The organism is Halomonas sp. DP5Y7-2 (genome assembly GCF_019802025.1).
GTDB classification, from domain to species: Bacteria; Pseudomonadota; Gammaproteobacteria; order Pseudomonadales; family Halomonadaceae; genus Halomonas; species Halomonas litopenaei_A.
Map to the genome: position 1 here is coordinate 263216 of NZ_JAHVHY010000008.1, position 22092 is coordinate 285307.

At 61.1% G+C, this 22092-nt stretch carries 30 protein-coding genes and 3 tRNA genes; 21 read left to right on the plus strand and 12 right to left on the minus strand.

The features are described from left to right. The first annotated feature begins 14 nt into the window (after nt 1-14). The 3 genes from KUW18_RS16685 to KUW18_RS16695 are packed head-to-tail and all read left to right on the plus strand — an operon-like array spanning nt 15 to nt 4264. Nucleotides 15-2756, plus strand: a complete 2742-nt coding sequence (locus KUW18_RS16685) for a phage tail tape measure protein (protein ID WP_222561925.1) — start codon at nt 15-17, stop codon at nt 2754-2756. Nucleotides 2757-2789: 33 nt separating this feature from the next. Beyond that, complete coding sequence (locus KUW18_RS16690) at nt 2790-3239, plus strand: phage tail protein (protein WP_222561926.1); 450 nt, start codon at nt 2790-2792, stop codon at nt 3237-3239. Then, nucleotides 3236-4264: a phage late control D family protein gene (locus KUW18_RS16695; RefSeq protein WP_222561927.1), complete on the plus strand. Its 1029-nt coding sequence runs from the start codon at nt 3236-3238 to the stop codon at nt 4262-4264. Before KUW18_RS16690 ends, KUW18_RS16695 begins: the two co-directional genes overlap by 4 nt. 504 nt (nt 4265-4768) lie before the next feature. Here KUW18_RS16695 and KUW18_RS16700 read toward each other — a convergent pair. The 5 genes from KUW18_RS16700 to KUW18_RS16720 form a co-directional block, all read right to left on the minus strand. Beyond that, complete coding sequence (locus KUW18_RS16700) at nt 4769-5761, minus strand: hypothetical protein (protein ID WP_222561928.1); 993 nt, start codon at nt 5759-5761, stop codon at nt 4769-4771. A gap of 31 nt (nt 5762-5792) precedes the next feature. Further along, entirely contained in the window at nt 5793-6149 is a 357-nt protein-coding gene (locus tag KUW18_RS16705; protein WP_222561929.1) for a hypothetical protein, read from the minus strand. Nucleotides 6150-6158: 9 nt separating this feature from the next. Then, on the minus strand, nt 6159-6476 hold the full coding sequence (locus KUW18_RS16710; protein ID WP_222561930.1) for a hypothetical protein: 318 nt from the start codon (nt 6474-6476) through the stop codon (nt 6159-6161). Between the two features lie 18 nt (nt 6477-6494). Further along, the gene (locus KUW18_RS16715) at nt 6495-6872 is read right to left on the minus strand and encodes a hypothetical protein (RefSeq protein ID WP_222561931.1); all 378 of its coding nucleotides are present in this window, start codon (nt 6870-6872) and stop codon (nt 6495-6497) included. A gap of 66 nt (nt 6873-6938) precedes the next feature. Further along, nucleotides 6939-7652 (minus strand): XRE family transcriptional regulator, encoded by a 714-nt coding sequence (locus tag KUW18_RS16720; RefSeq protein WP_222561932.1) that lies wholly within the window; start codon nt 7650-7652, stop codon nt 6939-6941. Between the two features lie 135 nt (nt 7653-7787). Here KUW18_RS16720 and KUW18_RS16725 point away from each other — a divergent pair, with 135 nt between their 5' ends. The 15 genes from KUW18_RS16725 to xerC all read left to right on the plus strand — a co-directional run bounded on the left by KUW18_RS16725 (nt 7788) and on the right by xerC (nt 14785). After that, on the plus strand, nt 7788-7994 hold the full coding sequence (locus KUW18_RS16725) for a hypothetical protein (RefSeq protein ID WP_222561933.1): 207 nt from the start codon (nt 7788-7790) through the stop codon (nt 7992-7994). A gap of 20 nt (nt 7995-8014) precedes the next feature. Further along, nucleotides 8015-8218, plus strand: a complete 204-nt coding sequence (locus KUW18_RS16730; protein WP_222561934.1) for a hypothetical protein — start codon at nt 8015-8017, stop codon at nt 8216-8218. 40 nt (nt 8219-8258) lie between these two features. Beyond that, nucleotides 8259-8447 carry a hypothetical protein gene (locus KUW18_RS16735; RefSeq protein WP_222561935.1) on the plus strand — a complete coding sequence of 63 codons (189 nt, stop codon included), beginning with the start codon at nt 8259-8261 and terminating at the stop codon, nt 8445-8447. Then, complete coding sequence (locus KUW18_RS16740) at nt 8444-8689, plus strand: ogr/Delta-like zinc finger family protein (RefSeq protein ID WP_222561936.1); 246 nt, start codon at nt 8444-8446, stop codon at nt 8687-8689. The genes KUW18_RS16735 and KUW18_RS16740 overlap by 4 nt, the downstream gene beginning before the upstream one ends. A gap of 41 nt (nt 8690-8730) precedes the next feature. Further along, entirely contained in the window at nt 8731-9126 is a 396-nt protein-coding gene (locus KUW18_RS16745) for a hypothetical protein (protein ID WP_222561937.1), read from the plus strand. A 32-nt stretch (nt 9127-9158) separates the two neighbouring features. Beyond that, on the plus strand, nt 9159-9581 hold the full coding sequence (locus KUW18_RS16750) for a hypothetical protein (RefSeq protein WP_222561938.1): 423 nt from the start codon (nt 9159-9161) through the stop codon (nt 9579-9581). Next, nucleotides 9581-9787: a hypothetical protein gene (locus KUW18_RS16755; RefSeq protein ID WP_222561939.1), complete on the plus strand. Its 207-nt coding sequence runs from the start codon at nt 9581-9583 to the stop codon at nt 9785-9787. The genes KUW18_RS16750 and KUW18_RS16755 overlap by 1 nt, the downstream gene beginning before the upstream one ends. Continuing rightward, nucleotides 9784-12105 (plus strand): replication endonuclease, encoded by a 2322-nt coding sequence (locus KUW18_RS16760; protein WP_222561940.1) that lies wholly within the window; start codon nt 9784-9786, stop codon nt 12103-12105. The genes KUW18_RS16755 and KUW18_RS16760 overlap by 4 nt, the downstream gene beginning before the upstream one ends. 23 nt (nt 12106-12128) lie before the next feature. Then, complete coding sequence (locus KUW18_RS16765) at nt 12129-12341, plus strand: hypothetical protein (protein ID WP_222561941.1); 213 nt, start codon at nt 12129-12131, stop codon at nt 12339-12341. Beyond that, a complete protein-coding gene (locus tag KUW18_RS16770; protein ID WP_222561942.1) occupies nt 12334-12555 on the plus strand; it encodes a hypothetical protein in 222 nt (73 codons plus the stop codon). Before KUW18_RS16765 ends, KUW18_RS16770 begins: the two co-directional genes overlap by 8 nt. Continuing rightward, nucleotides 12548-12769, plus strand: coding sequence for a TraR/DksA family transcriptional regulator (locus KUW18_RS16775; protein WP_222561943.1), 222 nt, complete (start codon nt 12548-12550; stop codon nt 12767-12769). Before KUW18_RS16770 ends, KUW18_RS16775 begins: the two co-directional genes overlap by 8 nt. Next, a complete protein-coding gene (locus KUW18_RS16780) occupies nt 12759-12989 on the plus strand; it encodes a hypothetical protein (protein WP_222561944.1) in 231 nt (76 codons plus the stop codon). The genes KUW18_RS16775 and KUW18_RS16780 overlap by 11 nt, the downstream gene beginning before the upstream one ends. Then, a complete protein-coding gene (locus KUW18_RS16785) occupies nt 12986-13138 on the plus strand; it encodes a hypothetical protein (protein ID WP_222561945.1) in 153 nt (50 codons plus the stop codon). The genes KUW18_RS16780 and KUW18_RS16785 overlap by 4 nt, the downstream gene beginning before the upstream one ends. A gap of 271 nt (nt 13139-13409) precedes the next feature. After that, nucleotides 13410-13622 carry a DUF4224 domain-containing protein gene (locus tag KUW18_RS16790; RefSeq protein ID WP_222561946.1) on the plus strand — a complete coding sequence of 71 codons (213 nt, stop codon included), beginning with the start codon at nt 13410-13412 and terminating at the stop codon, nt 13620-13622. Continuing rightward, complete coding sequence (gene xerC, locus KUW18_RS19825) at nt 13619-14785, plus strand: tyrosine recombinase XerC (protein WP_261396751.1); 1167 nt, start codon at nt 13619-13621, stop codon at nt 14783-14785. The genes KUW18_RS16790 and xerC overlap by 4 nt, the downstream gene beginning before the upstream one ends. 101 nt (nt 14786-14886) lie before the next feature. Here the strand turns inward: xerC and KUW18_RS16800 are convergent. The 7 genes from KUW18_RS16800 to KUW18_RS16830 all read right to left on the minus strand — a co-directional run bounded on the left by KUW18_RS16800 (nt 14887) and on the right by KUW18_RS16830 (nt 19691). Further along, nucleotides 14887-14962: transfer RNA gene (locus KUW18_RS16800), tRNA-Thr, on the minus strand. Nucleotides 14963-15035: 73 nt separating this feature from the next. Further along, nucleotides 15036-15110, minus strand: a tRNA-Gln gene (locus tag KUW18_RS16805). A gap of 7 nt (nt 15111-15117) precedes the next feature. Continuing rightward, nucleotides 15118-15193 (minus strand) — tRNA-Phe (locus KUW18_RS16810). A gap of 95 nt (nt 15194-15288) precedes the next feature. Beyond that, a complete protein-coding gene (locus tag KUW18_RS16815) occupies nt 15289-15561 on the minus strand; it encodes an oxidative damage protection protein (RefSeq protein WP_206940742.1) in 273 nt (90 codons plus the stop codon). 93 nt (nt 15562-15654) lie between these two features. After that, nucleotides 15655-16806: an A/G-specific adenine glycosylase gene (mutY, locus tag KUW18_RS16820; protein WP_222163907.1), complete on the minus strand. Its 1152-nt coding sequence runs from the start codon at nt 16804-16806 to the stop codon at nt 15655-15657. Nucleotides 16807-16896: 90 nt separating this feature from the next. After that, complete coding sequence (locus KUW18_RS16825; RefSeq protein ID WP_222561947.1) at nt 16897-19245, minus strand: AsmA family protein; 2349 nt, start codon at nt 19243-19245, stop codon at nt 16897-16899. After that, entirely contained in the window at nt 19242-19691 is a 450-nt protein-coding gene (locus tag KUW18_RS16830; protein ID WP_206940748.1) for an acetyl-CoA sensor PanZ family protein, read from the minus strand. The genes KUW18_RS16825 and KUW18_RS16830 overlap by 4 nt, the downstream gene beginning before the upstream one ends. A gap of 171 nt (nt 19692-19862) precedes the next feature. Between KUW18_RS16830 and hisB the strand changes: the two genes are divergently transcribed. The 3 genes from hisB (at nt 19863) to hisA (ending at nt 22085) form a co-directional block, all read left to right on the plus strand. Beyond that, complete coding sequence (gene hisB / locus KUW18_RS16835; RefSeq protein WP_206940750.1) at nt 19863-20456, plus strand: imidazoleglycerol-phosphate dehydratase HisB; 594 nt, start codon at nt 19863-19865, stop codon at nt 20454-20456. Between the two features lie 92 nt (nt 20457-20548). Continuing rightward, entirely contained in the window at nt 20549-21190 is a 642-nt protein-coding gene (hisH, locus tag KUW18_RS16840) for an imidazole glycerol phosphate synthase subunit HisH (RefSeq protein WP_222561948.1), read from the plus strand. A gap of 154 nt (nt 21191-21344) precedes the next feature. Further along, complete coding sequence (hisA, locus tag KUW18_RS16845) at nt 21345-22085, plus strand: 1-(5-phosphoribosyl)-5-[(5-phosphoribosylamino)methylideneamino]imidazole-4-carboxamide isomerase (RefSeq protein ID WP_206940753.1); 741 nt, start codon at nt 21345-21347, stop codon at nt 22083-22085. Nucleotides 22086-22092 lie beyond the last annotated feature (7 nt).

Here is a 22092-nt window from a genome sequence, read left to right on the forward strand (position 1 = left end):
CGCAAGGAACTCTGATGGCCCGAGACCTCAAGCTGCAAGTCATCCTCGACGCAGTGGATCGGGCCACCGGCCCGCTGAAGAAGATCACCCAGGGCAGCGGCGCCACCGCCGAGGCCCTCAAGGCCAGCCGCGACCAACTCAAGACGCTGGAACGCGCCCAACGCGAGCTGCGCGGCTTTCGCGACCTCAAGCGCCAAAGCGAGGACAGCGCCCGCGCCCTCACCGACCAGCAGCGTGAAGTCCAGGAGCTGACTCGCCAGCTAGAGCAGGCAGACGGTGCCACCGGCGACCTCACCCGCCGTCGTGCACAGGCTATCCGCCAGGCCCAACGCCTCAAGGAGCAGTATCAGGCGGAGCAACAGCAGCTTCAGTACCTGCGTACCCACATGACCCGCGTCGACGGCGTGACCGGCAAACTGGGCGACCAACAGCAGGCGCTGAGTCGGCGCATTCGTGACGCCAACGAGCAGTTGCAGCGACAACAGCAGGAACTGGGCGAGGTTGCCCGCAAGCAACGCCAGGCCGCCGACGCGGCCCGTCAGTTTCACCGGGGCATGGGCCGTGCCGGTCGCCTGATGGGTACCGGTGCCGGCGGCCTGGCCACAGGCGGCGCATCACTCTACGGCGGCGCCCGGCTGCTGGCACCTGGTGTCGACTACGGCGCCGCCATGTCCCGCGTCCAGGCCCTGACGCGCCTCGACAAGAATGACCCGCGCTTTCAGGCGCTCCAGGACCAGGCCCGCGAGCTCGGTTCATCGACCTCCTTCAGTGCTACCCAGGCCGCCGAGGCCCAGGGCTTTCTTGGCATGGCGGGCTTCGATCCCGACGCCATCATCGCCGCCATGCCCTCAATGCTGGATCTCGCCAAGGCCCAGGGCGCGGATCTCGGGCGCACCGCAGATATCAGTTCCAACCTGTTGTCCGGCTTCGGGCTCGACCCTGCCGAGATGACGCGCCTGGCGGATGTCATCACCGCCACCACCACCCGGGCCAACGTCGACCTGGAGATGCTGGGCGAGTCGATGAAATACGTGGCGCCGGTGGCGCGGGAGATGGGGTTGTCGCTGGAAGAGTCCGCCGCCATGGCCGGCCTGCTCGGCAACGTCGGCATTCAGGGCAGCCAGGCCGGCACCACACTTCGCGCCATGATGCTGCGCCTGTCGGCCCCCACCGGCGCGGCCTCCGACGCCTTGGCGACACTCGGCATCAATGCCAAGGACGCAGAGGGCAACCTGCGCAACGTGCCCGAGATCCTCGCCGACGTGGCCAAGGCCACCGAGACACTCGGCAGCGCTGACCGGCTGGCCTACCTCAAAGACATCTTCGGCGAGGAACCCGCCGCCGGCATGGCGGAGCTGATCAACCAGCAAGGCGCTGCCGGCATCGAGGCATTCGTGGCCACCCTGGAACAGGCCGCCGGCGAGAACGCCCGGGTGGCTAAGGTCATGGCTGACAACATCAAAGGCAACCTGCAGGGCCTCAACAGCGCCTGGGAAGAGGTCGGCATCACCCTCACCGACACCAACGAGGGACCGCTACGAGATCTGATCCAGAACGTCACCCGTATCACCCGGGCCGTGGGCGACTGGATGAAGGCCAACCCCGAGCTGACCGCTCAGCTCGCCACCGCCGCTGCCGCTGTCGCCAGCCTGGTCGCCGTGGGTGGTGCCCTGACCCTTGCCCTGGGCGCCCTGCTCGGCCCCATGGTACTGACCCGCTACGGCCTGCAGATGCTGGGACTGAAAGGCGGCGCCTTCACCCGTGTGCTGGGCGCCCTTGCGGCCCACGCCATTCCCACCCTGATTGGCGCCCTGCGCCTGCTCGGTGCCGCCGCCATGGCCAACCCGATCCTCGCCATCATCGGTCTAATCGCCGCCGGCGCCCTGCTGATCTGGCAGAACTGGGACACCCTCGGCCCCAAGTTCGCCGTGCTCTGGGAAGGTATCAAGGCCACCGCCGGCGACTTCTGGGAGTGGCTGAAAGCGACGGCTGCCTCCGCACGCGACCTGATCATCGCCGGCTTCAACAACTGGACGCTGCCCGGCCTGATCCTCCAGCACTGGGACGCCATCAGGGCCAGCGGCGCCGAACTGTGGCAGTGGTTTCAGGACGCCCCCGGCAACGCCATCGAGGCGGTGGCTACCATGCTCAGCGACTGGGACCTGAAAGGTCTGCTCGAGGAGAAATGGACCGCCGCTATGGACTACTTGAAAAGCCTGCCGGGGCGCATGCGAGACGCTGGGATGGACGTTGCCCGAGGACTCGGGGAAGGCATCAAGAACGGTGCCGTATCCGCCTGGGACGCCGTCAGTGACGCCGCCAGAGGCACCGAGCATCGTGCCCGCTATGAGCTCGACACCCACTCACCATCACGAGTGTTCAAGAGCATCGGCGGAGATGTGATGGCGGGGCTCGCCCAGGGTATCCGGAGCAGCGAGCAAGCACCGTTGTCTCGGGTGACTGCCTTCAGCCAGCGCCTGCGTCAGGCCGGTACCGGCCTGGCACTGGGCGCGGCCACGCTGCCGACCGTGGCCACAGCCGATATTCCCATCGACACCCGGCCACCGCTGTCAGCCACCAGCGCTGGTGGCGGCGTGGTCATCCAGGGAGGCATCAACATCAACGTGCAGCCGGCACCGGGCATGGATGAGCAGACCCTGGCCCGCTACGTGGCCAGCGAAGTCCGCCGCGCCCTGGACGAGGCCAGCCGTGATGCCAGCGTCCGCCAGCGCTCCGCCTTCCATGACATCGACTGACGCCCAGCCAGCCCACCAGGGAGGAACACCCGCATGATGATGGCCTACGGTCTCTTCGTCTTTGGCCTTTCCACCGCCGCCTACCAGGAACTGCAACGCCAGACGGCCTGGCGTCATGTGCCTCAGGGCCGAGTCGGACGCCGGCCCTCTCGTCAGTTTCTGGGGCCTGACGGCGATAGCATCACACTGACCGGCACCCTGCTGCCTCAGTTCACCGGTGGCCAGCAGAGTCTCGACCAGCTACGCCAGATGGCCAATGCCGGCGGCGCCTGGCCGCTGATAGAGGGTAGCGGCAGCGTCTACGGTCTGTTCGTGATCGAGAGCCTCAACGAGCGCAAGAGCGCCTTCTTTCGCGATGGCGCCGCCCAAAAGATCGACTTTGACCTGACCCTCCAGCGCATCGATGAAGATGCCACCGACCAACTAGCCAGCAACGCACTCACCCGAGCGCTGGTGACCGGACTCAACGGGGTCCTGGCATGATCCAACTTCTTGGCTCTTCGCTGCTACAGCCCGGGCGCCCGGCGCGGACACCAGACTACCGCCTGACGCTCCAGGGGCAGGTGATCAGTCCGGAGTTGGACGCACGCCTACAGCGATTGTCGCTCACCGACCGCCGCGGACTCGAAGCCGACCAGCTCGACATTACCCTCAACGACCACGATGGGCGCCTCGCCCTGCCGCCACGTGGCGCGGAGCTGCACCTGGCCATGGGTTGGAAAGGCGAGCCGCTGATCGACCGAGGCATCTACATCGTCGATGAGGTGGAACACAGCGGCGCCCCGGACCTGATGACCATCCGCGCACGCTCCGCCGACATGCGCCAGGGTCTACCGGGCAAGCGCTCCCAGAGCTGGGATAACTTGGTGCTGCGCGACATCATTACAACCATCGCTAAGCGCCACGAACTGGAGCCGAGAATCAGCGACGGCCTCAGTGGGATCCGCGTCGGTCACATCGATCAGACCGACGAAAGCGACCTGCACTTCCTGACCCGCCTCGCCGAGCGCTACGACGCCATCGCCACCGTGAAAGCCGGCAATCTACTGTTCATCCACGCTGGCCAGGCCACCACCGCCGGTGGCACCGAGATTCCGCCTATCGACCTGTATCGCCAAGTAGGCGACCGCCACCGCTACGTGGTCACCGACCGCGACGCCTTCACCGGCGTGCTGGCCTACTGGAACGACACTGCGCACGCCGAACGAAAGGAAGTTATCGTCGGCGACACCGACAACCTGAAGCGCCTTCGCCCCACCTACGCCAGCGAAGACGACGCCCTCGCCGCTGCCCAAAGCGAGATGCAGCGGCTTGAGCGGGGTGGCGCCGAGTTCACGCTTGATCTGGCCGAAGGCCGCCCCGACCTCTACCCAGAGACTCCGGTGCGATTGATTGGCTGGAAGCGAGAGATTGAAAAAAAGAACTGGGTACTCAGTGAGATAAGGCATCGACTGGCATCTAGTGCTTTCAATAGCCAGCTCAAAATCGAGTTGAGAAAAGGTTCTTAATAACAATAAAGTATAAAGGCAGGTTGACGATCCTGAGGTTGATTTTCTAGGGCGAGAGAGTACGCAAATTACGTGCGACTCGTCACCATCACGATAGAAACTGACGATGCGAATGCACTGAACCGTCACGTCGCTGGCGTCAACCGAAGATAATTTCTATGGATTCACCGAAAAAATAGAACATAAATCTCTTTGCCGTTCTATGCAGTTCTCAGCGGAGTTGATTAGCCTATTAATACATGCTCGAGAGAACACTGGCAAGAAGTTGAGAGAAAGCTAGCTCGTGCTTTCAGTTCACCAAATACGCTACTCAGCCATGCTGGAGAGTTTATTCATACCAAAAACACTGAAACATGAGACCAAAATAGCCGAGCAAAATAAGCCCGGCCATGCTTTCAGGTTCACTATTAATCTCGTCGATAACTACACAATAGTTATCGAAAGTTAGCTCCCCTGTACCCACCTAATTTTTCGGAAAGCCAGTCTACCATCGCCAGAAGACTGTTAAAATTGCGAAGAAGCTTGAGGTGCAACCAAGATATTAGTCTGACTAGATTCGCCTCGACGGTAATCCACCGAAGCCTCCTCTTCTTGGGTCTCAAGCAACTCCGGCTGAGCAAGAGGTGCCAGTGCTGCTAACACGTCTACAACCGGGAAGTCTCGACGTTCAACAAGCATCCTGCATACTTGCCTATCTGCAGCCCTCGGCAGCGCAACCTCTTTAGGAAGTTGTGCATCAGCAGCAATAAATTGCTGAACAATCTGCCAACCTTGGTAAAAAACTTCCATAAAAGCCCCGTCGTAAGGAAGAGGAACTACTACAAGATTCTTCCCATTATCGCGACGAATTTGATCACTCCGACCTTCCTGAGAAGGAACAACCGCGACCCGTAGTCCTGGAGCTCCTTCTAAACTTCTAGGATTAATCTTGACAGTCGTGCCAACCCACTGATCAGTTTCAGTTGAACCAAGAAACAGGTCTGCTTTCCAAAGCCCACTAATGCAGCTTGGAAGTGTCTCTCTGACAGAACGTCGTCTGAAAGCAGCAGCCACTGAGTCAATATGCTTCTTCAACTTAACCGGCTGCCCCTTACTTCCGGACAGCAGTCTTGACTCACTAGTGAGGTTCTCTTTAACAGAGTCAATCAACTGGAGCGCACCAGTCTTCTCTACGCCAAAAAGCAATGACGATGGGTCACCTTGACGTATCCTGCAGTGCCTTTGAAGAGCGTCTTGAATGCGATTGACCACATCAGCATTGCCATGTACCACGGCATCATGCACTGCGTACTCGAACGATATTCCACAATCACCGTCGCCGGCTCGGTACGTACGAGGCAATTGGCGCAACAACAATCTTTCGATACCACCAGCGTCCTCAACAGCTTCCCTCTTAATTGCAAAAAGAGTGCCTTTTAGCACAGGTATCACTACTGCAATAAGAGCTTGCACTTCGTCAGCGACAGCATTTCTCTGAATTTCTTCTCTTAAATCCATGACTTAACAGCACCTTTAAATATAGAAAAACCTATCCCACCACCGCCGACAACGAAAAATGGCGCACCACCACACCGCGAAAATCCTTCACCTTCGCAAACATCTCGTCACCCCCACCCACTTCCATCACGTAATGCGAACCACCAATGCGATGGCTATAGAAAAGGCGCAACTGGCGTTCCACCTCAAGGACAGCCAGATCTCCATGGCAAAGCGGTGCGGACTCATCCACCACCAGCACATCCCCCTCCATGATCTCACCATCAATACCGGCCTCATCCGACACCTCGACCAGGTAGCACCGGGGCGATATATCCTTGATTCCCAAAGTAGAAACGCAGGGATTTGTAAGGCCCGGAATCGCCGGGCCAAGGTAGTTCACTCGCATAAAAAATGCTCAGTCGAAGCTGAAAGTACTTACGTTGTTGGCCGCCTCAACTTCATCAGAGACACACAACTCCAGCATTGAGTAGCTGGGCAAGCCTATGCCGTCGCGGTTATCTTCAATACAGTAGCTCTTGATATCGTCAGGAACATCGTTCCAACTCTGGCGTAGATCGTTGTAATAACCTTGCTCATCCTCTATGCAAAGGTTGTAGAGTGAAGGACTATCAGTATCCGCTTGGCAATACGCTTCAGGATCGTACCGAGGTAGATTTTTCCCTAAGGCCAGAGGGGTAATAAACAGACAAAAAACCAATAACAGCGCTCTCATGACGGCCTCTTCTATCCTTCAGCCTAAGTCAACCCAACCCATCATGATCAGCAACATCGCCGCTGTCTCGTTAACCTTCTGATTCGCGTAAATCTGGCGATTCTGGGAAGGATCATCTTCAGGCTCGAACGCTGCATCCAGTTGATTGACCAACTCCTCCGCCAGTGGGCGAATGTCATCGACGCTACGGATACGGGATGAGATCTCGGGGATGAGCATGTCATTCTGAAAGGATGAAGCTATGAGGTCACCAGCTGTTGCGAGCTTATTGGCATCGCTAGCCTCCTGCCATACCAAAGCAGACTCCCCATGAAGCGAGCCGTTTTCATACCATTCAGCAGCAATCGCTGGCACTGTGGCCAGTGATAACAACACAGCAAAAAATAGCGCTTTCATTCCCCTGATCTCCTTACGCGCCACCCTTTCTCGAGCAGCTTTGTTGAGCAGCCTCAGCCGCATTTTTCAAGAAATTCTTCCGATCCTAACCACGCACCGCCCCAACACCACAACATTGCCGACCTTCTCGGGCGGAATCATCTCGGCCTGGTAATGACTGTTGTCACTGATCAACACCCAGGCGCCGCCTGCGACACGCTGCACCCGCTTGATGCGGCGTTCGCCTTCTACCAGTAGCAGAAACACCCCTTCTGGACGATCAGGTCGATCCTTTCGGTCGACCAGGACCCAGTCACCATCGGTCAGCGTGGTTTCCATACTGTCGCCGCGCACCTTCACGCCGACCACGTGATCGGGATCCAGCCCCTGGGCGGCCAGCTGCTCGCTGGGGAAGTACAGAGTGGTCTCGATCTCTTCAGCTTCCAACGCCCGGCCATCGCCCGCCGCCGCCTCGATGTCATACATCGGCAGGGCACAGAGGCCAGAAGTATCAGCAGTGCTGATACCTGAGACTAAACGACAGGTATCCGGACCTTGGGGATCCTGCACCGTGCCACTGCCTGCTTCATCGCTTGCCTCGGCCTGGCGCCGACCAGTGACGACAAAAAAGGTATCGACCCCCGCCGCTTCAAGAGCCTCCAGATAGTCGACCTGGGGCTTTCGATCACCATTTTCGTAGTTGGCCTGTGAGCGATTGGACACGCCGGCCAGCTGAGCAAAGCGCTCTTGGGACAGCTTTAGCCTCAGTCGCTCTGCTCTCAATCGTTCATGAAACGTCACGAGGACCCCAAAAAAGTTTTGACACATGCACAAACGTGCAATATGTTTTGAGCACATAGGAACAAACGAGCATGAACATTCGTTACAACCCGCACGTTCGTAACTGTTCAGAACTGTTGATAGGAACATTAGCGCATGAACACCTCCTTGAACACCGCAGCTACCGTGAATCGGTCACCTTCAGGGTGCTCACAACCCGTTACGGCACTACTCACTGAAGACGAGCGTGAGCAGCTGGAAACACTTGCACGCCAGGAGTCTCGCACCAAGTCCGCCACCCTTCGTCTGTTCTACCTGCGGGGCATTGCCGCTTCTGGCGGTGGACACCCCGTTAACGCCTAAGCCGCCAAGGAATCGCTGCCATGCACCAGGACACACGTCGGATTCGCTCCCGCTACGCCGCCATCAACCTCGATGAGTACGAAGCCAAGGTGATTGACGCCCTTGTCGACTACACCGGCATTTCCAAAGCCACTCTGCTCCGGCAGCTGGTCCTCAAGGAAGCGCTGGAAACACTCGGCGTCAGCGACATCCTCACGCCCAATGTCGCCCATCGCACGCAGTAAGCGATAGGTGCACAAAAGGTCCTCAAGGAGCCCCCGCCCCATGACGAAACTTCGCCTGAGCCTCGACGAGGAACTCGAAGAAGCCATCGCCGCGGTTCGCGAGCGAGAGGGACTGGAAACCCTCGACCAAGCCGCCGAGTGGCTGCTGCGCCGTCGTCTGCGCAAGGGCACCCAGAGCCTGACAGGGCGCGGACGAGCGCTCTACGACGTGAAAGGAGGGCGGCGGTGAGCGGATTCATGCGTGTGGTCTGCCCGCATTGCCAGAGCTATGCGCGCATCCGGACGTCGAGTCAGATCAGTCCGGTCTGCCGCGAGCTGTACCTCGTCTGTACCAATGACGAGTGTGGCTGGCGAGGCAAGGCGGGACTGGAAATCACCTACACCCTGTCTCCCAGCAGTCAGCCGGCCCCCGGCGTAAGAATACCGATCTCGCCAGGGCTACTAGCCCAGTTGATGCCAGAGATCAGCTGACCACAAACCCCACGAAAATCACCGATTCAAGGAGGCTCGCCGTGGCCACCGTTAGCCAACTGCGCCCGAAATTCAGCATTCCCCAACTGGATGCCACCAATATCGCCACCGCTCAACTGTTCAGGGACCGCTGGCACAACCGCGTCACCGCACTCGGCAACTGCATCGATCACCTGGTCAACGATCACGGTATGCCCGAGCACGCTGCCGAGACCGCCGCTCTGCAGGCCTATGCCGAGATCGAAAGCGTCAACCAGAAAGCGCGTATCGATGTGGACGCCACCACCTCGCACCTGGTCGTGCTTCGTTCCGGCGATGGCCGCTCTACTGCCTTCACCGTCAGCGATCTGTTGCGTCTGCTCGACCGGGCACGCCAGGAAGGTGGCGCAGCCGTCATCGAGCACAGCTCGCGGCAGCCCGTCGTCCTCGAGCACTGACACCTTCCCCTGAGCCACCAGAGGTCGCCGCTATGTCCGCCTCCGTTCATCCGTTACCGACGTCCCGCCAGCCCTCCCCAGTCGCTCCCGACCGTGGTAACTGGGGCGCGCTGCGCGCCGAGCTGCACCAGCGCTGCGCCGACCACGACCTGGTCGTGCTGTGGGATGAGCTCACGCACCCAGAGCGCAAGGCACTGATGGCCAGCGCCAACTTCCCGCACCGAGAGCGGGATAGCCGCAGGCACGTGGCGGACATGCCAAAGGCCAGCCGTGACGCCATCCGCGCAGCCATTCACCGCATGAGTCGCTACGCCAACCAGCTGCGCGACCGTCTGCAGGGCGAACGCCCCCACCCCAGCCAGGAGCTGGCCAGCCACGCCAGAGAGGCATTAACGGATGGCGATATCAAAGCCGCCATGCACTGGGTGTCGATGATTGAGCGAGGGGTGATGTGATGACGGCGATTAACCACAAGGAGAAGACCATCGAGTCGTTGCAGTCCGTCACAGCGCATCTGTACCGGGGCATGCGTGATTTTGAAGGGATGGGGGACACCGAAAGTGAGCGCTGGTGCCGTGATGCTCGCTATCGAGTCTGGGCGCTCATCAACGAAATTGAGGGCGAGATGGCCGCCGAAAACAACGGGGCCGACACGCAATGAGCGCTGTCGAGCAAACCCTGGAGTACGGCACGGCGGATTGCCAGCGCTGGCGGAACGCTGAGTTCTTTGGCCGTTTGCCCAGCCTGGCCGAGGATCTGGCGCGTGGGTTCCTGCACGTTGCCAAACGTCACGGCAACGCCGCGGGCAACCGCTGGCTACGTCGCCAGGCCGGCGACCTGATAGAGCCCTCTCGTATTCTGGAGCGCTTTCGCCCCATCGCCTCGGACCTTGAGCGCGGCGCCGCCGCGATCAAACAGCGTGAGAAAACCACCATAGAGGGCATCCGTTCGGCCAACGCCTGGCTGATAGAGGTTGAGCGGCGCCTGGTCGTGGGCTCGCTCAACGCCACCCACGACGATGACGTCCTGGTGACCTACGCCGAGACTCAAGCTCGAGCCATCGAAAAGGACCGCGACCAGTTCATCGGCAACATCTCCATCTACAACCGCCGTCGGCATAACGGACTGCTGCCGGTGCCCGTGCCGTCTTGTGAGCTGCGAGGGCCACTGTCCAAGCGCATGCGCCAGTGGCAGGACCATGTCGCCGACTCCCGCAATCCGCTGACCGCTCCGGACCGCTGCGTGCCGTTGATGGCCGTGTTCCGCTTTACCTACCAGCCGCCTATGAGCCTGGGCGTGGCCACAGAGATGGCACTCGTCAGTGCGCGCAAGCGTGCCCGCCTGCACGGCATCGCGCCACCTCCTCTGAGCTGGAGTGGAGAGCGCCAGATGGCCAGGCTGTGCGACGGCCTGTGGTGGCGTCGCCAACTCCGGCGGATCTGCGGGCGCCGCCTCGAGCAGGTCCAGCGCGAAGCCCACCGAGTCCACAAACGGGCCGGCATCTACTGCAGCAACCTGACCTTAGAGCGCCGCGACCAGCAGAAGACCCGCAACCGGGCGCTGCTGGAAACCCTTGAGGCCATCAATCAGGACGGCCAGACCTACACCCTGGCCGAATTGGCCGAGTTAGGACTGGCCAACGCCGACCACCGTCGTGCAGAGCTGATGCTGCGTATCCGCGATACCGAGGTCGAATCGCGCCGCTTGGGCCACCTGGGAATGTTCTACACCCTGACCACGCCGTCGCGCTTTCACCCGGTGCATTCTCGCCACTGCCGCCGCAATCGCCGTTACGACGGCAGCACACCGCGTGAAGCACAACAGCACCTGCAGCAGGTATGGGCCAAGGCACGGGCGAAACTCGCCAGGGAGAAGCTGGCGGTCTACGGCATTCGCGTGGTCGAGCCCCATCACGACGGCACACCGCATTGGCATCTGCTGCTGTGGATGAAACCAGAGGCGGAACGCCGGGTTACCGAGGTGCTCAGGGAGTACGCCGAAGCCGAGTCCCCTGAGGAACTCATCGACCGCCGTGGCCAGAAGACAAGTGCCCGCTTCAAGGCGGTCAAGATCGACCACAGCCGGGGCACCGCCGCCGGCTACGTCGCCAAGTACATCAGTAAGAACATCAACGGTCAGCAGTTCATGGACGCCGACTGCTACGGCCAGGAGATGACCTCCAGCGCACCACGTATCGAAGCCTGGGCCGCCGTCTGGGGCATTCGACAGTTCCAGTTCGTTGGCCTGCCCTCCGTCACCGTCTGGCGAGAAGTTCGCCGCCTCAACGAACGCCAAGCCGAGCAGCTCCGATTGTGGGAAGAGGCTACCCGTCCGATACCGAAGGCCGCCAGGCGTCTGCACGAGATCCGCAAGGCAGCCAACGCAGGCCAGTGGGACCTTTTCCTGCGACTGATGGGCGGTCCCAACTGCCCCCGCATTGACCAGCCCATCAAGCCCTGGATCGTCACCCGCATGGATACCGGTCGGGAAGAATTCAGCCACTCCACCGGCGAGGTCAACACCGGCATCGAGATGCGCGGTCGCTATGGCGAGACGGTCAAGGCCACCGTTGGTTTGGTCGTCAAGGATGACCGGGGCGATGCCTCGGAATACCTCACTCGCCTGTACCGGTGGGAGATTCGCTCTCGCAACCAGCGTGCGGCGGGGCGGTTCGGAGGCGGCGAAGCCGACGACGCTTGGACTTGTGTCAATAACTGTACGGGGGTGGATGTCACCCCCCGCACTCCCCCTCCGGAGGTCCTGGCCGAGCAACTCGAGCGCTTTAAGAAGTGGCGAGCCAGTGAAGTCCAGCGCGCGGAGATGGAGTCCGCCGACATCGAAGCAAGATATGCCAGAGCTGCGGCCCTGCGGCTTGCCCAGCACGACCCGACAGCACGGCGAGTCCTCGCCGAGCGCGGGCAATACATCCCGGCTCCTGAACCTGAGTGGGAAGAGTATTTCCCGCCGGAACTGCAATGAGCCGCTGTCACGAGGAGAACAACATGCGCACCCATCAAGTGGATCACAAGGCCCCTCGCGGGATCCTGCAGGACGCCGGCGAACTAGCGGTACTCACCGAAGGCAGCGGTCGGGTCCGTCACCGCTTCGCCATGGTCGTCAGCTTCGACAGCGAAGAAGAGCTGCGCCGCGCCCTCAAGAAGCATCGGTGCTCTTACCGTGATAGCCAGGCCATCCAGGAGCGCATCCATGAATGATCGCCTCTACATGGTGCTCGACCCGCTCGGTCGCGCTGATCCCTACAGCACCGCCACCAGCCAGCGCAGGGCCATGCAGCTCTTTGCCTCACGGCGAGCCGGCCGGCCTGTGAGCGCGGCAGTGGCCTGGCTGCTTTGGTTCAACCTTTGGCGCCGGGGCTATCGCCTCGGTTTCACCCCCGCCATCCCCGAGAAGGAACTTGCCAATGGCTGACAACGCCGACATCGCTACCGAGATCCAGGAGCGCCACCTCGAGGGCGCCCTGGCCAACCGCCATACCTGGATCGGCATCGACTGGGCCACCCCCCTCGAATGCCACGAATGCGGGGGCGAGATCCCCGAAGCCCGACGGAAGGCCGCTCCCTGGGCCACCACCTGCATCGAGTGCCAGCAGATCAACGAGAGGAAGAGCCGTCATGTCCGCTGAAAGAGACTCCATAAGTAGCCTCCTCAACACCAGCGTCAGCGATGCAAAGATCTCGCTCGAGTGCGGTATCGACCGCAAGCCGGGTGACACCGCTCGGCTTGCCATTGCTCTACTCGAAGCGCTTAAAGGTCAGGAAGATCAGCAAAGTAGACGGAAAATGGCTGCCTCTGTCGTTCGCAAGGGGCTCAAGATTTTTGAGAACGGGGAAAGCGATTCATGAACCCGGACACCATCCTGATCATCATCGCCGTGATCGCCGTCGTCATGACTCTGATACTGGCCTGGGAGGCGAGGAAACTCAGCCGAGACGCCCGTGAGCTCTTCGATCCTGAGCGGAACGCAGATCAAGCGGATAAGGACGAATCATGAGCACAAACAGAGGCGGCCCAATGGCCAAAGCTGCGGCGATGCTTTGCCAGGACACAGCCTTTCGCCTCTACCTAGATCGCCGCGCCCGGGCTCGGTTCGGTGCCGATGTACCAGACGGCACCCACACTGAACAGGACGCGAGGGATTGGCTGTGCCGAGCCTGCCAGATCGACAGCCGTGCCATGCTGGACCACCGCCCTCAGGCGGCGCGTCAGTTCCGCATCATCCGTAACCGTTTCAATCACTGGCGTGGCAGAAACAGGAGGACGTCATGAGTCACCAGGCTGTGCTGTCCTGCGAGGACCTGAAACAGATCACCGGCTACCAGCGCCCCGGCGATGTGGCGCGCTGCCTGCGTGAGCAAGGGGTAAGGGTATTCAATGGGCGCTCTGGCCCCTGGACCACCATCGACCTGATCAACCAGGCCGGAGGATTCGTGCAGCAGGCCAACGATGACGACATCGATCCCAGGCAGATCATATGAACAAGAGCATCAAGCCGGGCCCGAAGCGCCGCTACAATGCGGCGATTCCGTCCCATATCGATCAAGCCAGACTTCCTGTCGGAATCTACTTCGATGCTCGTGGAAGAGGCAGATGGTACATCCAATACCGTGATGAAGCGGGAAAACTACGACGGAACAACGTTGCGGACTCCCAAGCGACCCTGTCAGAGCTCCATCGCATCATGGAGCAGCGACAGGGCATCGACCGGGACACGCTGCGCTATCTGGCGGACCAGTTTCATCAGTCGGCCCAGTACAAGAACCTCGAGCCCAAGACACGCAAGGACTACGACTACTGCCGAGACCTAGCGCTGACCTTGCCGACCAAACTGGGCAAGCCACTGGGCGACGTGGCCACTCGCCATTTCAAACCGGCCCTGGTCCAGCGCATCGTCGACAAGATCGCCGCCGAAGGCACGCCGGCCAAGGCTAACCACCTTCTGCGCTACTTACGCCGCCTGTTCCGCTGGGGCATCAACCGCGGGTACTGCGAAAGCAATCCCGCTCAGGGCGTGGAAGCGGCGAAAGAGCGCCGCCTGCGCCGCCTGCCGGAACTCGACACCATCGCCCGACTGACGGATTTTGCACGGGAGCGCGGCCAGCGTAGCCGAGGTGAGAAAGGCGCCTGCGCGCCCTACCTGTGGATCGTCATGGAGCTGGCGTACATCTGCCGGCTGCGCGGTATCGAGATCGTCACCCTGACCGACGCCAACGCCATCACCGAAGGGGTCATGACCAATCGGCGAAAGGGCTCCCGAGACAATATCGTGCGCTGGTATCCAAGGCTGCGCACAGCATGGCAGGCCGCAACAGACTTACGGGCCAGAATCTGGCGAGCCCGCAACACCGCAGTACCCGTTACCCCAACCCGACGCCCTCTCATTGTGGCCGCCGATGGTGGAGAGTTGCGGAAGTCGAGCCTGGACACCGCCTGGCAGCGGCTCATCAAGATGGCCATCGAGGAAGAGGTGATCACAACAGAAGAGCGATTCGGTCTACACGACCTGAAGCGTCGCGGCATCACCGACACCCAGGGCACCCGTCACGACAAGCAAGAGGCCAGCGGCCACCGCTCAGCCGCCATGCTCGATGTTTACGACCTCAGCGTTCCGCTGGTGCACTGGCCAGGCTCGAAAGAATAGGGCATGAATCTACGCAAAAAATCTACGCAAGCACAAAAAAACCGCCTCGAGGGGCGGTTTTGATGTTGCAGCAAGCTTTTGATTTCCAACCATCTTTTAGATGGTGCCGGCACCAGGAGTCGAACCCGGGACCTACTGATTACAAGTCAGTTGCTCTACCAACTGAGCTATGCCGGCTCGGGTCGACCTAACGGTCGCTTGCTGCTCTGATGATTCGCCTTTCAGCGCTTCACCCGAAACGGGGTTGGCGTGGCTGGGGTAGCAGGATTCGAACCTGCGCATGCCGATACCAAAAACCGGTGCCTTACCACTTGGCGATACCCCAGCAGAGTTGGTGGCCAGAGACGGAATCGAACCGCCGACACGGGGATTTTCAATCCCCTGCTCTACCAACTGAGCTATCTGGCCCCTTGCCAACGCGACGTATTAAACCAATTCCTCCGTTTTCCGTCAACCCCTTTTCTTTCAAAATGATGGCGACCACGACCGAAGCAGGCTGAAGCCTAGATATCACGCGGGACGTAGCCCTCTGCGCGGTCGGTTTCCTGATTGTCGAAGAAGCGTTCCATCTGCTCCATCAGGTACTCGCGGCTGCTGGGCTCCATCATGTTGAGGTGCTTCTCGTTGATCAGGCGGGTCTGCAGCGCCTGCCACTCCTCCCAGGCCTGACGCGAAATGCTGGCCTGGATCTCCTGGCCCTTCTTGCCCGGCAGGGGCGGAAACGGCAGGGCGTCGAGTTCTTTCTGATACTTGCGGCAGAATACGGTCTGGCTCATGACTCTCTCCTGTGGGTGCAGCGTCTGCTGAAGCGCCAAATAGATGAAGCGGTCGCTAGCTGGCCCGAGCATAGCAGCCCAGGCCGGCCTCGCTTAAGCCCTCTCCGGCCCTGGTGGGCGCAGAGTAAAGGGCGCCAGCGTTTCCAGCAGCTTTTTCACCGGCGCCGCCAGTCCAACTGACTCCGGCGCCTCCGGGTCGTACCACATGCGCCCCTCGGCGACCTGATCCGCCGCCTCTACTTGCGCTGGTACAGGCGTGATCTCGAGCCGGAAGTGGCTAAACACATGTACAAAGCTCTGCCACGGCGCCTGCCTTTGTGCATGCCCCATCTGCAGGGCGAGCCATGTATCGATCTCGTCATCGCTGTCGAACTGCGGCAAGCTCCACAGCCCGCCCCACAGCCCCTGGGAAGGTCGCTGCTCCAACAGAATACGACCACGCCGGTCACGCAATACCAGCATTCGGGTCTGACGCAGCGGAACACGCTTCTTCGGCTTGGACTCGGGGAAACGCTTTTGCTCGTTGCGCGCTCGCGCCACACAGACATCGTTGAAGGGGCAACGCTCACACTCAGGTTGGCCACGACGACACAGCGTCGCGCCCAGGTCCATCATGCCCTGGGTAAAGTCCACCACCCGCTTGGTTGGTGTGTAGTGGTCGGCCAGCGTCCACAGCTGTCGCTCCACGGCAGGTCGACCAGGCCAACCTTCCACCGCATGCAGGCGGGTCAGCACGCGTTTGACGTTACCGTCCAGAATGACCGCACGCCGTCCGGTGCTCTGGGCGATGACCGCGCCAGCCGTCGACCGCCCTATGCCGGGCAGTGCTGCCATGGCGTCGACGCTGTCGACCGGAAACTCTCCGCCATGCTGTTCCACCACCTCTCTGGCAGCTTTATGCAGATTCCGGCCTCTTGCGTAATACCCAAGCCCGGTCCATAGGTGGAGCACCTCATCCTGAGAGGCCTCTGCCAACGACTGCACATCAGGAAACCGCTGCATGAAGCGCTCGAAATAGGGAATAACAGTGGCCACCTGAGTCTGCTGCAGCATGATTTCCGAGACCCACACGGAATATGCCGTGCGATTCTCCTGCCATGGCAGATCATGCCGTCCATGCCGGTCAAACCATGCCAGCAGGCGTTCAGCAAAGGCCGTTCCGGTCAGCACTGGTTGCGCCACCGCGGCCTCCTGATGCTGCTGTCGATCATCGGGGCGCCCGGGGGCTTCTGTATAATATTTCATAAAACCAGATAGTTAGTGATCACAAACCAGGATACACACGAAAAAAAGCGCCGACACGGTGGTCGGCGCAGAGACTGGCTTGCTTGATGCTCAATTAAATAGACCACGGACTGCGTCACGAAGTTCCTGGCCAGCTTTTTCACCGATGCGCTCATCGAGTCGCTCGAGCTCCTTGCCCACCCGATCCTCGACTTCTTCATTCAGGCGAGCCTTGGCTTCGTCAGCGACCAGGTTGCCCAGGTTGCTCTGGAATGCCGCCATGTCAAAGCGGCACCATTGGCTGCTGTCGCCTTCCAGTGAGCCTTCACAGTGCACCGGAAAGGGAACCTTCTCGAGACGCCGATTCACGCTGCAGGCGGCGTCAGCGGTATCTACGAAACGTGCCGCGCCGTCGGCGTCAAAAGTTTGCGCGCCAAGGTCCAGGCGTCCGCCACCCGCGACTTCGATGCCCGGCAGGGTAATCAGCAGGTCATCGTTGTGGGCGACGCCATCACGAATGACAAAGCGCGCGCTGATGTTGTCGAAGCGGGTGTTTTCACTCCATTCACGGGTGGTCTGCTCACCTTCGAGACGGGCCACTGCGGTACACAGCTGACGCGACACATTGGCGCGTGGAATGCTGCCGTCGTTGATCCGCGTATCCAGCGTGCCGTTGAGGTGGCGGGTCAGCTCATGGCGCGCATTCCCCCGGGTGGTCAGCTCACCGCTGGCGACCAGGGAGCCACTGACCGGCGCCGGCTGCTGGCCGAGCGAGGTCAACAACGATTCCAGACGCACGCTCTCGATGACCGGCGCCAGCTGCCAGGCAAGGGTGTCGCCGCTGGCATCCAGCGACCCGGTCGCCTTCAGGCGGCCTTCATGAAAGCCTGCCGCAAACTCGGTGAGCCGATGAACGCCGCCTTCCCCTTCCATTTCCAGGCTAACGTCCTGATATTGCTGTCCACCAAGCACAAGCTGACCCAACGACAGGGAAATGCGCTCGTCCAACTGCGCCAGGAAGCTGGCGGGCAGAATGGCAGGCGCTTCCTCCTGCGCCAGCGCAGCGCTGATGCCCGGCAGACCACTAGCCGCCGTGTCCTGCTGCGGTGGGGGCAGGTAGTTGTCGGCGTTCAGTCGATCGCCATCCAGATCGGCCTCAAGGCGTGACCCGTCAAAGTCGGCTGCCAGACTGCCTGAGTAGGTGTTGTCGTCCAGCACCAGCGTCAGTCCGCTAAGGGATAGACCTTCCAGGGTGCCTTCCACCGGACTGGTCAAGGCGACTTCGGTGAGAGCCTCGTCACTAGTCATGCGCGGCATGGCGCCCATCCGGGCCAGCCAGGGATGCAGCGACAGCGGCGCGAGACGGACCTGACCGTCATAGCGCGGAGCGTCATTCAGGCCAGTCACGTTGAGATTGCCCTTGATCGATAGACTGTCAGGCCCGGTCAGGGCAATGTCCCTGACTTGCGCCGTCCCTGCAGCGAGATCAGATTCGAGCTGAAAGGCCAGCGCCAGCGCGACACGCTTTTCCCCCAAGGAGGGAGTCAGCAGGCTGGCATCGAGCTGGCTAGGTGCCATGTGAACGCGCTGTTCGCTCAGGTTGAGCACCAGCTCCTCACTGCTCAGGGTGGCTTCCTGGGGTTCCGCTGCTCCTTCCACCAGCGTGCTGGTCTCCAGGGTAAGATCGGTCAGCACATGGCGACTGTCGGCCAGTCCCAGGTTGACGTCAGCGTCGAGCGAGACGTCACTCTGCAGACTGGCGATGGCGTCACCCTCTTCATTGTGCTGGCCGTCAACCAGGTCGTAGACGCGCAGCTGGAAGGTCGAACTGAGGGGGAAGGCGGTATCAGGATTGACGTTGCTGCCATTGATGGTGAGCTTGTCGGCCTGCCATTCACGCTGCGCCAGCTGATCCACCAGGGACAGCTGACCATTGGTGACTTCGACACTGGCGATATTCAGGGCAACGGACAACCCTCCATCATCGCTGGGATTGGGACCCGCGCTGGCCGGGGCGAGCGCCTTTTCGGCGTCCTGTCCCTTGTCTTCCAGACGCTCAAGCAGTGCTTCCCAGTTGCCCGTGCCTTCGGCATCACGTTCAAGGTTCAGCGTCAGGCCATCCAGCGTCAGACCATCGATGGCGATTTCGCCACGCAGCAAAGGGGTAAACGCCAGGCTGACCGATGCCCGAGAAAACGCGGCGAAAGCCGGCGCATCATCAGGCTGGTCGGCCAGGCGCGCCTCGGCCTGAGCCACACTGACGCCGATACGTGGATAGAAGGACCACTCCAGCGGGCCTTCGAGCGACAGATCCAGCCCGGTATGCTCCTGCACCACCGCCACCAGCCGCGGCTTCATGTCTTCCGGATTGAAGAAGGTGGTGACGTAAACCACCGCTCCCACCGTCACCAGCGCAAGGACGCCGACGACCGCCAGAAGGGTTCTTACAAGACGTTTCATGTGCCGCTTTCTCCCGTGGGCAGGTCGAGTTGAAAATCATCACCGCTACGCGTCAGTTGATACCCCAGGCGCTTGAGCAGCATCTGGTCGGCCAGCGTCAATTGGGACGCCGCCACGCTGAGTTTCATGCCTTCTTGGTTGGCGGCTGCGCTGATCAAAGCCAGTAATCGCGAGCCCACGCCACGCCGACGCGTCGTCTTGCGCACACACAGGTCACGCATATGCCAGCGGTCATCGCCTTGACTGACGGCCACTGCCCCCAGCAGCCGCTCGTTGAAACGAGCCGTCCAGAAGAAGCCTCGCTCAAGCTGACCGGTAACGTAAGTCCCCGGGGGTAGCTGGATGCGGTCTTCTGGCGCATCGGCATAAATTCGAGTCAGGTCGATCCTCACCTGTTCATCGGCGTCCCAGACATCCCGGTCGACGCGATAGAGAGTCACCGGCATAAGCTGTCTCCCTTGGCCGGAGGGCGGCGCAAGCCGCCACTGGAATGGTGGCATTGTAGCGGATGGGGGCGCGGATTCACTATAATGGCAGCCTTGTGCGCCTCGCACCGCGAGCGGCCCGCCCTGAATCAAGGCCTCATATTCGACATGCGCGCGAGCGCAGGAGACGACATGTCCGAGCGTATTGCCACGGTCAGCCGTGACACCAAGGAAACCCAGATCAGCGTCACCCTCAACCTGGATGGCGAAGGCAACCTCAAGGGTGAAAGCGGCGTTCCCTTCCTCGATCACATGCTCGACCAGGTGGCTCGCCACGGCATGGTCGACCTGGACATCGACGTCACCGGTGACCTGCACATCGACGACCACCATACCGTCGAGGATCTTGGCATCACACTGGGACAGGCATTCGCCAAGGCCATCGGCGACAAGCGCGGTATCTACCGTTACGGCCACGCTTATGTGCCGCTGGATGAAGCCCTGTCTCGCGTGGTCATCGACTTCTCCGGCCGCTCAGGCCTGTTCATGAATGTCGACTTCACCCGCGCCACCATTGGCCGCTTCGACACCCAGCTGTTCTGGGAATTCTTCCAGGGCTTCGTCAACCATGCCCAGGTCACCCTGCACATCGACAACCTGAAAGGCTTCAATGCCCATCACCAGGCCGAGACCATCTTCAAGGCGTTTGGTAGAGCGCTGCGCATGGCCGCTGCCGAAGACCCTCGCATGGCGGGCAAGATGCCTTCTACCAAGGGTAGCCTGTAACTCGGTCGCCTGCGGCCAACTCCGCCAGAATCACAACATCTGAGGTGATCTCCGACGGAGGCGCCTCGGGGCCAACCATCAAGGAGCGCTTCATGACCATTGCCGTCATCGACTACGGGATGGGCAATCTCCATTCTGTCGCCAAGGCACTGGAACACGTCACCCACGAAAATGTGCTGGTGACCCGCGATGCCCGCTCGATCCAGGGGGCGACTCGCGTCGTACTGCCAGGCCAAGGCGCCATCCGCGACTGCATGGGAGAGCTTGAACGGACCGAGCTGAGCGGACTGGTACGGGAGCTGCTGGCTAACCAGTCGAAGCCTCTGCTGGGTATCTGTGTGGGCCAGCAGATGCTGATGGACCACAGCGACGAGAATGGTGGCGTCGACTGCCTGGGCTTTCTGTCCGGTCAGGTCCGCAAGTTCCCGCTGGACATGCAGGACACCCAAGGGGCTCGCCTCAAGGTGCCGCACATGGGATGGAACCTGGTCCAGCAGCCAAATGCCCACCCGCTGTGGAACGGTATCGAGCCCGGCGCACACTTTTACTTCGTGCATAGCTACTATGTCGCCGCAGAGCAAGACGAGCAGGTATTCGGTACCACGGAGTACGGCAACGTCAGCGCGCACGTGGCCGTCGGCCGTGACGCTACCTTTGCGGTGCAATTCCATCCCGAAAAGAGCGCTCGTGACGGCCTGAGGCTGCTCGAGAACTTTGTGCAATGGATGCCCTGATCGGGTCGCGATTCGACACCGCCCAGCCATCCCGACCACAGCGTTTGTGGTGGCATGGCGGCACGCGTTCCCCTGATTATCGTCTCACGCAGCTCTACAGGCACACTCTAGGCACACTCTAGGCACACTCTAGGCACCCCCCCGAGGACACAACATGCTGGTAATTCCCGCCATCGATCTCAAGGATGGGCAGTGCGTCCGTCTCAAGCAAGGCCGCATGGATGAGGCCACCACCTACGGTGACGATCCGGTCGCCATGGCCGCCCGTTGGGTCGAGGCTGGCGCGCGCCGTCTGCATCTGGTCGATCTCAATGGCGCCTTCGAGGGACGTCCGGTCAACGGCGAAGCCGTCACCGCCATTGCGCGGCGCTATCCCGACCTGCCTATCCAGATCGGTGGGGGTATCCGCAGTGCGGAGACCATCGAGCATTATCTGACCGCCGGCGTTTCCCAGGTCATCATCGGCACCAAGGCGGTCAAGGAACCGGACTTCGTCACGCAGATGTGCCGCGCCTTCCCTGGCCACATCATCGTCGGCCTCGACGCCCATGATGGACGCGTGGCGACCGATGGCTGGGCTGAGGTATCGGAAGTGCTGGCCGTGGACCTGGCCAAGCGCTTTGCCGACGACGGCGTCTCCAGCATTGTGTACACCGATATTGCGCGCGACGGCATGATGAATGGCGTCAACGTGGAAGCCACCGCCGCCCTGGCGCGAGATGGTGGTATCCCGGTCATCGCCTCGGGCGGTGTCACCAACCTGGATGACCTGCGTGCCCTGATCGCGGCAGGCGAGCCAGGTATCCTTGGTGCCATTACCGGCCGCGCCATCTACGAAGGCAGTCTGGATGTGGCTGAAGGCCAGCGCCTGTGCGACGAACTGACCCAGGTCTGAGGAGGCT

Bases quoted from the DNA above. Each gene is read 5' to 3' on its own strand.
- KUW18_RS16685 (WP_222561925.1), top strand. From the start codon at position 15: ATGGCCCGAGACCTCAAGCTGCAAGTCATCCTCGACGCAGTGGATCGG.
- KUW18_RS16690 (WP_222561926.1), top strand. From the start codon at position 2,790: ATGATGATGGCCTACGGTCTCTTCGTCTTTGGCCTTTCCACCGCCGCC.
- KUW18_RS16695 (WP_222561927.1), top strand. From the start codon at position 3,236: ATGATCCAACTTCTTGGCTCTTCGCTGCTACAGCCCGGGCGCCCGGCG.
- KUW18_RS16700 (WP_222561928.1), bottom strand. From the start codon at position 5,761: ATGGATTTAAGAGAAGAAATTCAGAGAAATGCTGTCGCTGACGAAGTG.
- KUW18_RS16705 (WP_222561929.1), bottom strand. From the start codon at position 6,149: ATGCGAGTGAACTACCTTGGCCCGGCGATTCCGGGCCTTACAAATCCC.
- KUW18_RS16710 (WP_222561930.1), bottom strand. From the start codon at position 6,476: ATGAGAGCGCTGTTATTGGTTTTTTGTCTGTTTATTACCCCTCTGGCC.
- KUW18_RS16715 (WP_222561931.1), bottom strand. From the start codon at position 6,872: ATGAAAGCGCTATTTTTTGCTGTGTTGTTATCACTGGCCACAGTGCCA.
- KUW18_RS16725 (WP_222561933.1), top strand. From the start codon at position 7,788: ATGAACACCTCCTTGAACACCGCAGCTACCGTGAATCGGTCACCTTCA.
- KUW18_RS16730 (WP_222561934.1), top strand. From the start codon at position 8,015: ATGCACCAGGACACACGTCGGATTCGCTCCCGCTACGCCGCCATCAAC.
- KUW18_RS16735 (WP_222561935.1), top strand. From the start codon at position 8,259: ATGACGAAACTTCGCCTGAGCCTCGACGAGGAACTCGAAGAAGCCATC.
- KUW18_RS16750 (WP_222561938.1), top strand. From the start codon at position 9,159: ATGTCCGCCTCCGTTCATCCGTTACCGACGTCCCGCCAGCCCTCCCCA.
- KUW18_RS16755 (WP_222561939.1), top strand. From the start codon at position 9,581: ATGACGGCGATTAACCACAAGGAGAAGACCATCGAGTCGTTGCAGTCC.
- KUW18_RS16760 (WP_222561940.1), top strand. From the start codon at position 9,784: ATGAGCGCTGTCGAGCAAACCCTGGAGTACGGCACGGCGGATTGCCAG.
- KUW18_RS16765 (WP_222561941.1), top strand. From the start codon at position 12,129: ATGCGCACCCATCAAGTGGATCACAAGGCCCCTCGCGGGATCCTGCAG.
- KUW18_RS16770 (WP_222561942.1), top strand. From the start codon at position 12,334: ATGAATGATCGCCTCTACATGGTGCTCGACCCGCTCGGTCGCGCTGAT.
- KUW18_RS16775 (WP_222561943.1), top strand. From the start codon at position 12,548: ATGGCTGACAACGCCGACATCGCTACCGAGATCCAGGAGCGCCACCTC.
- KUW18_RS16780 (WP_222561944.1), top strand. From the start codon at position 12,759: ATGTCCGCTGAAAGAGACTCCATAAGTAGCCTCCTCAACACCAGCGTC.
- KUW18_RS16785 (WP_222561945.1), top strand. From the start codon at position 12,986: ATGAACCCGGACACCATCCTGATCATCATCGCCGTGATCGCCGTCGTC.
- KUW18_RS16790 (WP_222561946.1), top strand. From the start codon at position 13,410: ATGAGTCACCAGGCTGTGCTGTCCTGCGAGGACCTGAAACAGATCACC.
- xerC (WP_261396751.1), top strand. From the start codon at position 13,619: ATGAACAAGAGCATCAAGCCGGGCCCGAAGCGCCGCTACAATGCGGCG.
- KUW18_RS16815 (WP_206940742.1), bottom strand. From the start codon at position 15,561: ATGAGCCAGACCGTATTCTGCCGCAAGTATCAGAAAGAACTCGACGCC.
- mutY (WP_222163907.1), bottom strand. From the start codon at position 16,806: ATGAAATATTATACAGAAGCCCCCGGGCGCCCCGATGATCGACAGCAG.
- KUW18_RS16825 (WP_222561947.1), bottom strand. From the start codon at position 19,245: ATGAAACGTCTTGTAAGAACCCTTCTGGCGGTCGTCGGCGTCCTTGCG.
- KUW18_RS16830 (WP_206940748.1), bottom strand. From the start codon at position 19,691: ATGCCGGTGACTCTCTATCGCGTCGACCGGGATGTCTGGGACGCCGAT.
- hisB (WP_206940750.1), top strand. From the start codon at position 19,863: ATGTCCGAGCGTATTGCCACGGTCAGCCGTGACACCAAGGAAACCCAG.
- hisH (WP_222561948.1), top strand. From the start codon at position 20,549: ATGACCATTGCCGTCATCGACTACGGGATGGGCAATCTCCATTCTGTC.
- hisA (WP_206940753.1), top strand. From the start codon at position 21,345: ATGCTGGTAATTCCCGCCATCGATCTCAAGGATGGGCAGTGCGTCCGT.